The 13,320-nt window shown below is 71.7% G+C and carries 14 protein-coding genes; 12 read left to right on the top strand and 2 right to left on the bottom strand.

The window, feature by feature from the left end; translation table 11 throughout:
- Positions 1–8: 8 nt before the first annotated feature.
- Positions 9–1,121 (bottom strand): winged helix DNA-binding domain-containing protein, encoded by a 1,113-nt coding sequence (locus AC2XR2_RS35245; protein ID WP_491517261.1) that lies wholly within the window; start codon positions 1,119–1,121, stop codon positions 9–11.
- 150 nt (positions 1,122–1,271) lie between these two features.
- Between AC2XR2_RS35245 and AC2XR2_RS35240 the strand changes: the two genes are divergently transcribed.
- The 10 genes from AC2XR2_RS35240 to AC2XR2_RS35195 all read left to right on the top strand — a co-directional run bounded on the left by AC2XR2_RS35240 (position 1,272) and on the right by AC2XR2_RS35195 (position 10,034).
- Positions 1,272–2,444: a magnesium and cobalt transport protein CorA gene (locus AC2XR2_RS35240; RefSeq protein ID WP_491517260.1), complete on the top strand. Its 1,173-nt coding sequence runs from the start codon at positions 1,272–1,274 to the stop codon at positions 2,442–2,444.
- Between the two features lie 68 nt (positions 2,445–2,512).
- Complete coding sequence (locus tag AC2XR2_RS35235) at positions 2,513–2,881, top strand: BlaI/MecI/CopY family transcriptional regulator (RefSeq protein ID WP_381307835.1); 369 nt, start codon at positions 2,513–2,515, stop codon at positions 2,879–2,881.
- Positions 2,878–3,789, top strand: a complete 912-nt coding sequence (locus tag AC2XR2_RS35230; protein ID WP_491517259.1) for a M56 family metallopeptidase — start codon at positions 2,878–2,880, stop codon at positions 3,787–3,789. The genes AC2XR2_RS35235 and AC2XR2_RS35230 overlap by 4 nt, the downstream gene beginning before the upstream one ends.
- A 148-nt stretch (positions 3,790–3,937) precedes the next feature.
- Entirely contained in the window at positions 3,938–4,963 is a 1,026-nt protein-coding gene (locus AC2XR2_RS35225; protein ID WP_491517258.1) for a C40 family peptidase, read from the top strand.
- A 112-nt stretch (positions 4,964–5,075) separates the two neighbouring features.
- Entirely contained in the window at positions 5,076–5,924 is an 849-nt protein-coding gene (locus tag AC2XR2_RS35220; protein WP_491517257.1) for a DUF5134 domain-containing protein, read from the top strand.
- A gap of 158 nt (positions 5,925–6,082) precedes the next feature.
- The gene (locus AC2XR2_RS35215) at positions 6,083–6,379 is read left to right on the top strand and encodes a heavy-metal-associated domain-containing protein (protein WP_381307842.1); all 297 of its coding nucleotides are present in this window, start codon (positions 6,083–6,085) and stop codon (positions 6,377–6,379) included.
- A 104-nt stretch (positions 6,380–6,483) separates the two neighbouring features.
- The gene (locus AC2XR2_RS35210) at positions 6,484–6,945 is read left to right on the top strand and encodes a DUF6153 family protein (protein ID WP_449350746.1); all 462 of its coding nucleotides are present in this window, start codon (positions 6,484–6,486) and stop codon (positions 6,943–6,945) included.
- Positions 6,946–7,040: 95 nt separating this feature from the next.
- Positions 7,041–7,694: a DUF305 domain-containing protein gene (locus AC2XR2_RS35205; protein ID WP_491517256.1), complete on the top strand. Its 654-nt coding sequence runs from the start codon at positions 7,041–7,043 to the stop codon at positions 7,692–7,694.
- Positions 7,695–7,899: 205 nt separating this feature from the next.
- On the top strand, positions 7,900–8,361 hold the full coding sequence (locus tag AC2XR2_RS35200; RefSeq protein WP_491517255.1) for a DUF6153 family protein: 462 nt from the start codon (positions 7,900–7,902) through the stop codon (positions 8,359–8,361).
- A 98-nt stretch (positions 8,362–8,459) separates the two neighbouring features.
- Positions 8,460–10,034: a multicopper oxidase family protein gene (locus AC2XR2_RS35195; RefSeq protein ID WP_491517254.1), complete on the top strand. Its 1,575-nt coding sequence runs from the start codon at positions 8,460–8,462 to the stop codon at positions 10,032–10,034.
- Between the two features lie 55 nt (positions 10,035–10,089).
- Here the strand turns inward: AC2XR2_RS35195 and AC2XR2_RS35190 are convergent, their stop codons facing one another.
- A complete protein-coding gene (locus tag AC2XR2_RS35190; protein ID WP_491517253.1) occupies positions 10,090–11,355 on the bottom strand; it encodes a DUF418 domain-containing protein in 1,266 nt (421 codons plus the stop codon).
- A 175-nt stretch (positions 11,356–11,530) separates the two neighbouring features.
- On the opposite strand from AC2XR2_RS35190, the gene AC2XR2_RS35185 reads away from it, so the two are divergent.
- Both AC2XR2_RS35185 and AC2XR2_RS35180 read left to right on the top strand, forming a co-directional pair.
- A complete protein-coding gene (locus tag AC2XR2_RS35185) occupies positions 11,531–12,196 on the top strand; it encodes a response regulator (protein WP_491517252.1) in 666 nt (221 codons plus the stop codon).
- Positions 12,193–13,317: a sensor histidine kinase gene (locus tag AC2XR2_RS35180; RefSeq protein ID WP_491517251.1), complete on the top strand. Its 1,125-nt coding sequence runs from the start codon at positions 12,193–12,195 to the stop codon at positions 13,315–13,317. Before AC2XR2_RS35185 ends, AC2XR2_RS35180 begins: the two co-directional genes overlap by 4 nt.
- Positions 13,318–13,320 lie beyond the last annotated feature (3 nt).

Genomic DNA, 13,320 nt, shown 5'->3' with positions numbered 1-13,320 from the left:
CGGTCCGTTCAGGCCGGATGCTGTACGACCGTCCCGAACCCGATGTCGTACGACGTCCCGGGGTACAGCGTGCCGAGCATCCGCCGCCCCTCCTCCTCGACGTCCGCCCGCTGCGCCCGGGTGAGCCGGCCGAAGGGCTCGACGACGAGGGTGTCCCCGGCGAGCTTCCACACCCCCGCGAGGAAGCCGTCGACGAGGAGGGTGCAGTAGGCCTGGTTGCCCTGCCAGCTGCGGCCCCAGTACTCCTTCGGCACCACGCGGGTGCGGTCGGCGTGGGAGAGCAGCAGGTTGTCGAACTCCGGCAGGAAACGCGGCGGGGCCGGGGTGTCCTCGGCGGGGCGGGGCGCGTCGGGGAGGTCGAAGAGTTCGACGCCGTTCTCGTCACGGAAGACGCGCAGCTCGGGGCGGAGCCGCTCGAAGGCCTCACGGAGCCGGGTGAGTCCGGCCCAGGTCTGCATGTCCTTGACGGAGGCGGGGCCGAAGGCGGCGAGGTAGCGGAGGACGGTGGCGTCGGGGGTGGGGGTGGATCCGGTGGGGCGGCCGAGCCAGTGTTCGGCGGTGGTGAGCGCGACCTGGCCGCTTCTGCCCCACAGCCCGCGCGGGGTGACCTGGACGAGCGGGAGCTTGCAGCGGGCGGCGATGGCGAGGGCCTGCGGGTCGGCGTCCGGCCACTCGCCGAGGAGCGCCTCGCGCAGCTCCTTCATGGTGCGCGGCTCGGCCTCGACGAGTTCGCGGGCGAGGACGGCGAGCCGGTCGAGGTCGACGCCCTGGAGGCCCTTGCGGAAGTTGACGAGTTCGCGGTCGCGAGCGGGCTGCACCAGCGGCCGCAGGGTGAGGCAGTCGTCGGCGGTGTGGGTGTGGATGGTGGAGCGCATGGTGACGATCCGGACGACCTCGCGGTCGGCCATCAGCTCCGACAGCGCCTCGGGCGTGAACCCGTCCAGACGGGCGGCGAGCGCCCAGTACGGCGGCTTGACGTTCTGGGCCTGGAGGCCGAGCAGATGCCCGACGGCGGCCTTCGCGGACAGGCCGGACCGGCGCAGGAGGAGCTGGCGGTCGAGGGTCGCGCGGTTCAGGGCGCGGGTGCCGAGCACGGGGGCCGAAGCGGTCGTCTTCGTCATGGGGAACACGCTAGAGGTGCTTGCGGACGAGTTCTGTCCGCAACTCTCACCGCGTCCTGGGCGCCGCCCTCCCCGGGATGTCATTTGCCCCGTATACCCTGCTCCGTGATCACGCCGACATCGGCTCGACCCGAGAGCGAGAGGCACACGATGTCCGAGCGACGCCCCCGCCCCGACGCGAAGACCCCTGCGAAGGACTCCGCCAGGAAGTCCGCCTGGCGCCGCGCCCTGACCCCGCCGTCCGCGCAGCCGAAGACTCCGGTGACGGCGGCCGAACCCCCCGCCCCGGAGCCGGCCGAGCCACCGAGCATCGTCCAGGCGGCCCTCTACCGCGACGGCGTACGCGTGTCCTCCCCCGCGACGCTCGCGGACACCTTCCGCGAGTTGCGCGAAGAGGGCGCCGGCATGGCGTGGATCGGCCTGGCCCGGCCGCCGGAGAGCGAACTCCTCTCGCTGGCCGAGGAGTTCGACCTGCACCCGCTGTCGGTCGAGGACGCGATGGAGGCCCACCAGCGCCCGAAGCTGGAGCGGTACGGCGACACGCTCTTCGTCGTCCTGCGGGCCGCCCGCTATCTGGACGCGCCGGAGGAGGTCGACTTCGGCGAGCTGCACGTGTTCGTGGGCCCGGACTTCGTGATCACGGTCCGGCACGGAGCGGCGCCGGACCTCTCGGCGGTGCGCCACCGCATGGAACAGACACCGGAGTTGCTGAGGCTGGGCCCCGAGGCGGTCCTCTACGCGATCCTGGACGCGGTGGTCGACGGCTACGCGCCGGTCGTCGCGGGCGTCCAGAACGACATCGACGAGATCGAGACGGAGGTCTTCCGGGGCGACCCGGAGGTGTCCCGCCGCATCTACGAACTCTCCCGCGAGATGGTGGAGTTCCAGCGCGCCACCCGCCCCCTGGTGAGCATGCTGCACGCCTTGATGGCGGGCTTCGCGAAGTACGGCACGGACGAGGAACTGCAACGCTACCTACGGGACGTCGCCGACCACGTCACCCACACCAGCGAACGAGTCGACGGCTTCCGCCAGGCCCTCACCGACATCCTCACGGTCAACGCGACCCTGGTCACCCAGCAGCAGAACGCGGAGATGCGGGCGTTGGCGGAGGCGGGCTTCGAACAGAACGAGGAGATCAAGAAGATCTCGTCCTGGGCGGCGATCCTCTTCGCCCCAACCCTGGTAGGCACGATCTACGGTATGAACTTCGACCACATGCCAGAACTGACCTGGAACTTCGGCTACCCCTTCGCGATCGCCCTGATGGGGGTCGTCTGCGTGTCCCTGTACATCATCTTCAAGCGACGGGACTGGCTCTGAGCCGCGCTGGTGAAGCTCGCTCCACGTTCTACTATGGGGCTGCGTAGTGCGGGGCAGAAGGAGCGGCAGTGCGGCGGCTGGGTGAGCTCGAAGCGGAGATCATGGACCGCCTGTGGCGCTGGCAGCGTCCCGCCACGGTGCGGGAGATCGTCGACGACATCAACAAGCGGCGGCCGCTCGCCTACACGACCGTCAACACGGTGGCCACGATCCTCTACAACAAGGGCTGGCTGCTGCGCGGGAAGCAGGGCCGGGCCTGGGTGTACTCGCCGATCCGTACCCGTGAGCAGTACGCGGCCGCGTTGATGGAGGAGGCGCTGGGCGCCAGCCAGGACCGTCCCGTGGCCCTCGCCCACTTCGTGGAGCAGATGAGCCCCCAGGAGGTCAGCGCCCTGCGCGAGGCTCTGGCCGCGGCGGAAGAGCAGGGCGGCCCGTGACCGCGGCCTGGGTGCTGGTCGGCTACGCCGGCGTCATCGGGTTCGTCGCCCCACGGCTGCTGCTGCGCAGTTCCTGGCCGTATCGCGCACCGGCCCTCGCCTTGGCGGCCTGGCTCGCGCTGTCCGCCTCGTTCACCGTGACGGTCGCCCTCGCCGCGCACCGACTCGCCGCGCCCACCGAGCACTTCCACGCCGGCGTCATCGGCCTGCTGCACTCCTGCGGTCTCACGGCGGACACGGTGACCGACGATCCCGCGATCGCCGCCCGCCTGGCGGTGCCCCTGCCTGCCGTCGTGGTGCTCCTCGTGCTCAGCTCGTTCGCCTTCGAGGTGCTTCGCGGCCTGCGCCTGCGGTCCCGCCACCGCCGAGTCCTGGACCTGGTCGGCCGCCGGTCGTCCTGGCTGCGGGCGACCGTCCTCGACCACGAACGGCCCGCCGCCTACTGCCTTCCCGGCCACCGGCCGCGCGTCGTCGTCAGCGCCGGGGCGATGCGGCTGCTGTCCGCCGCACAGCTCGACGCCGTCCTCGCCCACGAACACGCGCACATCGCGGGCCGCCACCATCTGGTGCTGGCCGCCTCTCAGGCGTTCGCCAGGGTCTTCGGCCCACTCCCGCTGGCGCGGCACGGCAGGGAACAGACGGCCGTACTGCTGGAGATGATCGCCGACGACCGGGCACTGCGCCGCCAGCCGCGGCAGGTCCTGGCCGCCGCGATGTACGACATGGCGGCCGGTTCGGCACCCGCGGGCGCGTTCGCCGTGGGCGGCCCGAGCGCCCTGACGCGTCTTCGACGGGTTCTCGCCCCGCAGCGGCGGCCGCACGCCGCGCTGCGGAGTGCCGTGGCCGCGGCGGTGGTCGCCGCACCCTCCGCTCCACTGCTCATGGGCTGCTTGCACGGGCTCGGGTAACCGACCGCGAACCGTCCCGCCGTCCCGGACGGAATTGCGACTCCTACTACTAAGCTACTAAGTTGATCGGGTACTTGACCGGTCCCTGGCACACCGAGCGCGAAGCGGCCTCCGCCGCCGGCCGCCGGCGAAGAGGAGTTGTCGCAGGATGGGTAATCACCGCCGCCCGAAGCCGCCGAGTCGTTCCCGGCTCGCCGTTCTGGCCGCGACCGCGGGGACCGTCTCCCTCCTGCCGTCCCTGGGACATGCCGCGCCGAAGCCGACCGTCGACGAGGTACGGCAGCAGGTCGAGGACCTGTACGAGGAGGCGGAAGCCCCCACGGAGGAGTACAACGCGCGCCTCGAGGAGAAGAAGAGGCTCCAGAAGGAAGCCGAACGCGCCCAGCAGCAAGTGGCCGCCCAGCAGGCGGAGATCAACGAACTGCGCGAGGAGATGGGTCCGTTGGCCGCCGCGCAGTACCGCGACGGCGGCCTGGATCCGACCGTGCGACTGTTCCTCTCCTCCGACCCCGACGACTATCTCGACAAGGCCGAGGCACTGGGCCGGCTGAGCACACGCCGGCTCACCACGCTCGCCGCCCTGGAGGCCGGGCAGCGCGAGCTTGCCCAGACCAGGGCCGAGGCGCTGAAGAAGGTGACGGCCGCTGAGCAGGCCCGCAGGGAACTCGCCGGAAAGAAGCGGGAGATCCAGGGCAGGCTCCGCGAGGCCCGCAAGCTCCTGAACAGCCTGACCGCCGAGCAGCGCGCCCAGTTGGAGGCCAAGGAGGACGAGGCCGACCGGGCCGCCGGCACCAGCGACAGCACGGCCACGTACAACGGCGCCGCGAGCGGACGGGCCCGTACCGCCATCGAGTTCGCCTACGCGCAACTCGGCAAGCCGTACGAGTGGGGCTCGACCGGCCCGAACTCCTACGACTGTTCCGGACTGACCGGCGCCGCCTGGCGTGCCGCGGGGGTCTCGCTGCCCCGCACCGTGCAGGAGCAGTACTCGGCGGGGCGTCAGGTCGCGAAGTCGGACCTGCGACCCGGCGACGTCATCTACTGGTACAACAGCAGCCAGCACAACGGGATCTACATAGGTGACGGCAAGGCCATCCACGCGCCGCGCACCGGCAAGAACATCGAGATCACCCCCCTCGGCTACATGCCGTTCTTCGCGGCGACGCGTCCCTGACGGCGCGCGCCGGCACCTCTCAGGTGAGAACTCTCCCCTCCGATTACGTACTAAGGGTCATAGCAGTTGAGGACGCCGAAGGACGACAGCGGGGGCGATGAGGAGAGTGGACATGGGAACTCCGGCTCTGGGCTGGTCCATTGCGGCGGTCGCCGCTCTGGTCGCCGCCGTGGGCGCGGTCCGGGTGATGACCACGCGCGGCGAGAACCGCTTCGCGGCGGGCGGCGACCTGCTGATGGGCCTGTGCATGGCCGCGATGGCTCTGCCCGCGACAGCGTCCTGGTACGGGGCGTACGGGATGTGGTGGGCGGGGGCGTTCGGGCTGCTCGGCCTCGGCACCTTCGTACTGGCTGTCCGGCGCACGCGCGGGGGCGGCTGGAAGGGCGGGCGCCATTGGGTGCACCTGATCGTCGGCAGCTTCGGCATGGTGATCATGACGTTGGCGATGACGAGCACGTCGTCCGGGCCCGTGCTCGCCCTGGGGCACGGGCACGCCATGGCCGGAATGCCGGGCATGGAGCCCACGGGCGGATCCGGGCACTCGGCCGGCATGGGCTCCATGCACGGGACGGACATGCCGGGTATGGCCGACCATGCCGCCACCACCGGGGCCGGGACCGCGTCGCCCTCCGTGTGGCGCTTCGTCATCGCCGCGCTCGCCGTCTACTTCCTGCTGTCGATCGCCGCCTCCGTCTGGACACACGTCCGCGGCACCAGGACGAGCAGGCTCGGCGGCGGCCGACGGCGCGGCTGGGCCCGCTGGCTGCTCACCCTGCCGGACACGGTCGTGGTGTACCTGGCCTCGCTGACCCTCTCCGCGTGGGACAGGACTCGCGCCACGGAACGGGGACGCCACGGCGGCCGGCGCCGTCGCATCGGCGCCACTCCGGAAGCGGCGCTCGCCGCACACGTCGGCATGGGCGGAACCATGTCCACCATGCTCCTGATGATGACCATGTGACGTCCGACGGCAGGGCGGCGGCAACTCGCCCACGCACCGTGCATGTGGGCAGCACCACACTTTATGGATACCCCTAGGGGGTATAGTGTGGGCAACCCGGGAGGGTGGAACGGGCCGCCTCCCGGAACACCCACGCATCGACACCTGAGGAAGAAGCCATGACCGACCAGAAGACCTCCGGCTCCTGCTGCTCCGCCGACGGTTCCTGCCACTCCGGTGCGGCGTCCGAGACCCAGAGCGTCGGCATCACCACCGTCTACAGGGTGTCCGGCATGACCTGCGGCCACTGCGAGGGCGCGGTCTCGCAGGAGATATCCGCGCTGACCGGCGTCACCGCGGTCACGGCCGTCGCCAGGACCGGCGAGGTGACGGTCACCTCCGCCGCGCCTCTCGACCAGGAGGCCGTGCGGGCAGCCGTCGACGAGGCGGGCTACGAGCTCGTCGGCACCGCCTGACCCCACGCCGGGCCCGGCGCGGGCGGGCCTTCCCGGGCGTGACGCACGCCCGTTGGGTACTGTCGGAGAAACCCCCACCGAGTGACCGGAGACGGAGTTCCGAAATGCCGGCGAGACGGTACGTACGCGCGGGAGGTGCCCTCGGGCACCTGCTGCTCGTCGTCGTGCTCGCGTTCGGTGTCTTCGCGATGCACACCCTGGGGCATCCCGACGACTCCTCCGACTCCGCCGCCATGGGTACGGTCTCCCAGGCCTCGGCGATGGGCACCGCCGCAACGGCCCTCGACCCCGCGAGCGCGACTGCGCCCATGGGCACGGCCGACCAGGCGGCGGATCCGGCCCACGGGTCCTCGCCCACGCACGATCCCGGCATGGCGATGGACCTGCTCTCGGTGTGCGTGGCCGTCCTGTTCGGGGCATGGGCGCTCGCCACGCTCCTGAGGTCCGCGCTCGCCCGCCACCAGGACCCGCTGGCGCGGCTGCTCGCCCAGGTCGCCGTCGTACCGCGACCCGATCCCCCGCCGCGCGGTCCTGATCTCACCCGGTTGTCGGTGCTGCGGCTGTAGGCCGAAGCGCATTCGTGGACGCGCACACGCGCGATCCCGCGACTTCGCGTACGCCAGAACAGCCATCAGAACCGACATACGAGGTGAGAACCACCATGACTGCCTTCACGCGTGCCTCTCTGCGCCGCAAGCCCGCCCGCCGCCTCGCCGCGATGGGTCTCGTCGCCGCCGGATCGCTCTTCCTCGCCGCCTGCGGAGGCGACGGCGACGGCGACGACATGAGCGGCATGGACCACGGCAGCGACGGCAGCTCGGCCACGGCGACCGCCGAGACCGGGTCCGCGAGCTTCAACGACGCGGACGTCAGCTTCGCGCAGATGATGATCCCGCACCACGAGCAGGCACTGGAGATGGCGAAGCTGGCCGACGGCCGCGCCTCCGACTCCGAGGTCAAGAGCCTCGCCGCACGGATCGAGAAGGCCCAGGACCCCGAGATCAAGACCATGAAGGGCTGGCTGGAGTCCTGGAAGCAGCCGACCACTGCGGAGTCCATGCCCGGCATGGACCACGGCAGCGGCGACGGCATGATGTCCGAGGCGGGCATGGACGACCTCGAGTCCATGAAGGGCGCCGCGTTCGACAAGGCGTTCTCCGAGATGATGATCGAGCACCACAACGGTGCGATCAGCATGGCCGAGGACGAGCAGAAGAACGGCAAGAACGCCGACGCCAAGGCGATGGCCGGCGACATCGCCGAGGGTCAGTCCGCCGAGGTGAAGCAGCTCCAGAGCGTTCTCGACCGGCTCTGAGCCCCCGCCGACGCACCGCACGGCGGCCCGCGTCGCGACACCGGTCACCCGGTCCCGGCATCGCCGGGGCCCGGGTGGCCGCCCCTCCCTGCCCCCCTCGAACGCCTTCCTCACGAGGACCCATGAACCCCCGCCGCGCCTCCACCACCGCCCCCGCGCCGGCACCCGCCTCCCCACTCACCGCCTGTGGCCCAGGTAGCAGCCGATGTCGGTGAAGCTTGCGGGCCGCTCTGCGGCGCCGCCGGCGTCGGCGTCCCGGTTCCGGGCCGGCGGGATCGGTCGCCGGGGCCGCGGTGTGCTCGTCACCCTGTCTGCCGTCCTGGCGTTGCTCGTGCACCATGAGATCTCGTGCGCCCAGGACGCGTCGCCGTCGGTGACGGCCGGGCATGCCATGCCTGCGACCACGGTGTCCGTCACGCACGCGCAGGCGGGCCCCTCCGAGCGGGGCAGGCCGACGGACGCCGCGGAGGACGTCACAGCCTGCCCGTCCATGGCCATGCAGGACTGTTCGGCCGCGAGCGTCGGCTCCGTGCAGCTCACGGCGCCGGCCGAGTCCCCGGTGCCGGCCGTCTCCGCCGACTACGCCTCGATCACACGAGTGGACCTCGTGCGTTCCGTGAGCCGTGCGCCACCCGACCTGTCCGTCCTCTCCCGGCTGCGCATCTAGGCCGTGCCCCAACGGCTCCTCCGTGTCCCCGTGACGCGCGGGTGCCCTCGTCCGGACACCGCCCAACTCCCTTGTGCGCACTGAAAGAGGACCCTTCCATGCCCAGCATCGACCGACGCTCCGTCCTGCTCGCCGGACTCGGCGCCGCGGGTACCGGCGTACTCGCCGCCTGCACCGCCGGCAGTGCCGGCCGCCCCGCCCTCGTCAGCCCCGCCGGCGCCCAGGTCGCCCGCGCCGAGAAGGAGCGGGGCGGCACCGGCAAGGTCCACCGCCTCGGCCTCACCGCCGCGCCCGCCGTCCTCGACCTCGGCGGCGGCACCCTGGCCAAGTCCTGGGCCTTCAGCGGCCGGGCCCCCGGCAAGGAGGTCCGCATCCCGGCCGGTGACACCCTCGCCGCCGAACTGTCCAACCAGCTGCCGAACCGGACCTCGACCTCGCTCCACTGGCACGGCCTCGCCCTGCGCGGCGACATGGACGGCGTGCCGCCGGTCACGCAGAGCGCGGTGCGGGCAGGCTCCACCTTCACCTACCGGTTCGTCGCCGACGCGCCCGGCACGTACTTCTTCCACCCGCACGTCGGCGTCCAGCTCGACCGCGGCCTGTACGCCCCGCTGATCGTCGAGGATCCCAGGGAGCCGCTGTCGTACGACGACGAGTGGGTCGTCGTACTCGACGACTGGCTGGACGGAGTGACCGGCACACCCGACGAGGCGTTCGCCGAACTCCGGCAGGGCATGGGCGGCATGGACATGGGCGGCATGGGCGGCATGGACATGGGCGGCACGAGCGTCTCACCCTCCGCGTCCACCGGCTCCTCGGGCGACAGCATGTCCATGAGGTTCATGCTCATGGGCGCCGAGAGCGACCTCCTCGGCGGCGACGCCGGGGACGTGAAGTACCCGTACCACCTCGTCAACGGGCGGGTGCCGGCCGACCCGGCCGTCTACCGGTCCAGGCCCGGCAAGCGCGTGCGTCTGCGCATCATCAATGCCGGCGGCGACACCGCGTACCGCGTGGCACTCGGCGGTCACCGGCTGACCATCACGCACACCGACGGCTTCCCGGTCGAGCACCGGCAGGTCGACGCGCTGCTCGTCGGTATGGGCGAGCGCTACGACGTCCTGGTCACCCTCGGCGACGGTGTCTTCCCGCTCGTCGCGCTCGCGGAGGGCAAGGACGCCGGCGGCATGGCTCTGGTGCGCACCGGCTCGGGCAGCGCACCGGCGCCGACCGTACGGCCGAGGGAACTCGACGGCATGATCGTGACCGCCGGCCGGCTGCGCGCCGCCGACGACGTCCGGCTGGACCCGAAGAAGGCCGACCGGGTCCACCGCGTCGAGCTGACCGGCGGCATGGACACCTACGACTGGGCCGTCAACGGCGAGCGGTACGACATGGACCACCCGACCGCCAACCCGCTGCTCGTCGAGGAGGGCGAGCGCGTCCGGCTCGACTTCGTCAACACCACCGACATGTGGCACCCGATGCACCTGCACGGCCACACCTACCAACTCGGCGGTTCCGGGCCGCGCAAGGACACCACGATCGTGCTGCCCAAGAGGACCGTGTCCGTCTTCTTCGACGCGGACAACCCCGGGCAGTGGATGCTGCACTGCCACAACGCCTACCACGGCGAGGCCGGGATGATGGCCCTCGTGGCCTACCGAGCCTGACCCCCGACGCGTGCGGGCGGGGCAGGGGGCATCGGCCGCCCGCCCCGCTCGCCGGTCAGGTGACGTGCCGCGCAAGCCCGGTGACCTTGTGCAGGAGGTACTCCAGCGGGCCGCGCGGGAACACCCGCGTCCACACGGTCGCGAGGAGCATGGCGGCCGCGATGAAGCCGAGCAGGATCGGCAGCGCGGACATCGTGTCGTTCTCGACGTCGACGACCGTCCAGACCTCGGCGAAGGTCCACAGGGCGACGATGTGCAGGACGTACACCGTCAGCGCCACCATGCCGACGGCGGAGACGGGCGTGGCAGCGCGCGCGAGCCGCGGGGCGCGGTCGGCGAGGGCCAGGCACCCGGCCAGGACGAGCAGCGCGACGCCGGTGCTGCCGAGGATCGAGAACGTCGTCTGGCTGTGCGGCACGGCCACGAGCTGCCAGGCGAGCGGGACACCGTCGACGGGTTCACCCGCGGTGTCCGACCACCAGGCCGACGAGGCCGAGCCTGCGTCCGTGGCGGCGGCGACGGCAGCGAGGGCGCCGGGGACGGCGTGCAGGGCCAGCCACGAGCCGCCGTGGCCGAACACGGCGAGTGCGCCGCCGGTCAGCGCCAACCGGGCCCGCGCCCCGGCCCGGTGGAGATCGAGCCGGGCCACTGCCATGCCCGCGACCATGAACGGCACCCAGGTGACGACCGGGTACTCGCCCGTGACCAGCAACTCCATGAATCCTTCCGAGCCGGTGAGACGGGCCAGCGGATCCCATGCGACGACTGTGTCCGCCCAGCTTCCCTCGTCGATCGCCTGACGGACGGCGTAGAGGAGTTGGGGCAGGATCAGCGCGCCCGCGGCGGCGATCACGGCGAGGGTTCGGGCCGGTAGCCGGTACAGCGGGAGGACGGCGAGGAAGATCAGGCCGTAGTAGGCGAGGATCACGTCGACCTGGGTGTCCAGGGCGGTCAGAGCGAAGCCCAGCGCGACGAGCACGACGGCGCGGATGACGACGCGCGCGACGGCCTGCCGCCCGGCTCGTCCGGTCCTGGCGTGCGGGCGGCCCGTGAGGATGACCAGGGAGAAGCCGGCGAGCAGGGCGAAGAGCGCCGAGGAGCGGCCCCTGGCGAGTTCCAGCAGGAACCCCACCGGGCCGCCCACCGTCACGTCGGGACCGACATGGGCGGAGTACATGCCGAAGACGGCGAGTCCCCGGGCGAGGTCGAGACCGATCAGACGTCCGGTGGACGGCGGATCGACGAGGTCGGCGGCGGGAAGCCGTGCGGTCTCCGGCCCGGTGCGTGACACCGACGTGGCGGGTGCGGGGTTGTCCGTCATGGCCTTCAGCATCCGCGGCCCCCGCCGTGCGGCCCACCCGCCGAACGGCCAGGACGGCCCCCGTCAACTGGCCGAACTTTCCCCACCGTTCGTCGGAAACCGCAGCGACAGCCCGGACGATCCACCCCTTCAGGGGTACAAACGGCATCGGTGGGCGAAGAGGAGCGGAGCGCACGTGATCCGAACCATGGTGGTCGACGACGAGGCCCTGATCCGCACGGGCTTCACGCACATCCTCGACGCGGCGGACGACATCGACGTCGTGGCGGCCGTGTCCGGTGGCCAAGCCGTGCGGACCGTACGGGAGTTGGGGCCCGACGTGGTCCTGCTGGACATCCGCATGCCGGACGTCGACGGCCTCACCGTCCTGGCCGAACTCCGGCGGCTGCGACCCGCCCCCGTGGTGGCCATGCTGACCACCTTCGACGCCGACGAGTACGTGACGGCCGCACTGCGCTCGGGCGCTTCCGGCTTCCTGCTCAAGGACACGGATCCGGAACAACTGCCGTTTCTGATCCGCGCCTTGGCCGAGGGCGGGACCGTGCTGTCGTCCGACGTCACGCGGAGGGTCGTGGACGGCTACCTCGACCGAAGCCGACGGGGCCCGGCGGGCGACATCGTCGCCCGGCTCACCGCGCGCGAGCGGGCCGTGCTGATGCTGATCGCGGAAGGGCTGGCGAACGTCGACATCGGCACGCGTCTGCACATGAGCACGGGGACCGTGAAGGGACATGTCAGCACGATCCTGGCCAAGTTGGAGGTGAGCAGCCGGGTCCAGGCGGCTCTGCTCGCCGAGCGGGCGGGACTGCTCGGCCCGTCGTGGGAGCGGGAGTCCGGATGACGCCGCTCCGGCGTGTGCGCGGCCCACTGCTCAGCACCGCCCTGGTGGCCGTCACCCTGCTCGACGTCTGGGACAACGTCGACACCGACGATCGACCAGCCTTGGCCTGCGCCCTCCTCGCCGTCTTCGCGCTCTTCCTGCGCCACCGCCTGCCCCTGACGACGTTCCTGCTGGCCATGCCCACCGCCGTGGTCACGGACGCGGTGCTCGCCACGCTGATCGCGCTGTACACGCTCGCCTCGCACTGCCGCCGTCGCACCCTGCCCGCAGGCTGTGCCGTGGCGTTCGCGATCAGCGACTTCACGCCCTGGCCCTGGTCCTCCCTGGAAGCGGCCGATCTCGCCGCCGCCGTCAACCTGAACCATCTCGGCTACGCCGTCGCCACAGCCGCCGCGCCGGTCTTCCTCGGCCAACTCGTCCAGGCCAGAAGCGAGTTGTCGCTGCGCCTGGAGGAGATCTCGCAGGCCCGCGAGCACGAACGCATGCTGACCGCCCAGGGCGTTCTGGCCAAGGAACGCGCACAGCTCGCCCGGGAGATGCACGACGTGGTCTCTCATCAGGTCAGCCTGATCGCGGTGCAGGCCGGGGCGCTCCAGGTGGGTACGCCGGATCCGCACACGCGGGGTGCCGCCGCGACGATCCGGCAGCTCAGCGTGCAGACCCTGGAAGAACTACGGCACATGGTCAGCGTCCTGCGCGCCTCCGGCAGCCGGCCGACCGAGCTGACTCCCCAGCCCTCCCTCTCCGACCTCGCCCGGCTGGTCGGCAACAGCGGCATCGAGGCCGAACTGGTGGCGGACGTGCCGGACGGCCTGCCGCCCACTGTCCAGCGCGCCGTCTACCGCACCGTCCAGGAGGCACTGACCAACATCCGCAAACACGCCCCCGGCGCCACCGCGGCCGTCCGCATCGGGCACGAGGGCGACGCTCTTCGGGTGACCGTCACCAACACGGCGCCCACCCGCCCCGCGCTCCGCCTGCCCGGCGCCCACCACGGCCTCGCCGGACTGCGCCAGCGTGCCGAACTCCTGGGCGGCACCCTCATGTCAGGGCCGACGGACAGCGGCGGCTACGAACTCCGCCTGGAACTGCCGGTCGGGGACACCGCGTCGTCCTCGTGAGCC

The organism is Streptomyces sp. LS-MS-L19, assembly GCF_058382285.1.
The sequence above is the reverse complement of the archived record's forward strand: the minus strand, read 5'-3'. Positions and strand labels throughout refer to the sequence as shown.

Coding starts and splice junctions, on each gene's coding strand:
- AC2XR2_RS35205 (WP_491517256.1), top strand. CDS start 7,041: ATGACTGCCTTCACGCGTGCCTCTCTGCGCCGCAAGCCCGCCCGCCGC.
- AC2XR2_RS35195 (WP_491517254.1), top strand. CDS start 8,460: ATGCCCAGCATCGACCGACGCTCCGTCCTGCTCGCCGGACTCGGCGCC.
- AC2XR2_RS35225 (WP_491517258.1), top strand. CDS start 3,938: ATGGGTAATCACCGCCGCCCGAAGCCGCCGAGTCGTTCCCGGCTCGCC.
- AC2XR2_RS35240 (WP_491517260.1), top strand. CDS start 1,272: ATGTCCGAGCGACGCCCCCGCCCCGACGCGAAGACCCCTGCGAAGGAC.
- AC2XR2_RS35215 (WP_381307842.1), top strand. CDS start 6,083: ATGACCGACCAGAAGACCTCCGGCTCCTGCTGCTCCGCCGACGGTTCC.
- AC2XR2_RS35190 (WP_491517253.1), bottom strand. CDS start 11,355: ATGACGGACAACCCCGCACCCGCCACGTCGGTGTCACGCACCGGGCCG.
- AC2XR2_RS35200 (WP_491517255.1), top strand. CDS start 7,900: ATGTCGGTGAAGCTTGCGGGCCGCTCTGCGGCGCCGCCGGCGTCGGCG.
- AC2XR2_RS35210 (WP_449350746.1), top strand. CDS start 6,484: ATGCCGGCGAGACGGTACGTACGCGCGGGAGGTGCCCTCGGGCACCTG.
- AC2XR2_RS35180 (WP_491517251.1), top strand. CDS start 12,193: ATGACGCCGCTCCGGCGTGTGCGCGGCCCACTGCTCAGCACCGCCCTG.
- AC2XR2_RS35220 (WP_491517257.1), top strand. CDS start 5,076: ATGGGAACTCCGGCTCTGGGCTGGTCCATTGCGGCGGTCGCCGCTCTG.
- AC2XR2_RS35245 (WP_491517261.1), bottom strand. CDS start 1,121: ATGACGAAGACGACCGCTTCGGCCCCCGTGCTCGGCACCCGCGCCCTG.